Here is a 412-nt window from a genome sequence, read left to right on the forward strand (position 1 = left end):
CCCGGCGTTCAGGGCCTCCATGATCGGCAGGCCGCTGGTGAACTCGTGCCAGGACAGGCTCGCGCCGGGCGGCGCGAGCGCCGCCTCCAGGCTGCCGTCCTGGCGCAGCAGCGCGATCAGCGTCGAGGAGCGCTGGTAGCCGGTCCGGAGGCTCCGGGCGGCGAGCGCCGGACGGGGGAGCCCGACCAGGGCCGGGGCGGCCAAGGCGGCAGCGCCGGCAGCGGCGGCGAGGAGCGCCCGGCGGGAGGGGTGATGGGAAGGGTGCCGGGAAGAGTGCCGGGAAGAGTGCTGGGTCATGGGTCCGTTGGCTGGCTGGGAGGGGGTCCGCCCGGAATCGGGGACCCGCGAGCGTGCTCTAGCGCAGGCGCGGCAGCACCTGCTCGGCGAAGCGGCGCATCTCCGCCTCGAAGGG

1 pseudogene is annotated in these 412 nt (G+C 76.2%); it reads right to left on the minus strand.

Annotation, left to right across the window (positions count from 1 at the left end):
- Positions 1-297: pseudogene (locus ACLBXP_RS25285) on the minus strand (aliphatic sulfonate ABC transporter substrate-binding protein); the annotation flags it as partial.
- Between the last annotated feature and the right edge of the window lie 115 nt (positions 298-412).

Source organism: Methylobacterium sp. A54F (genome assembly GCF_053346035.1).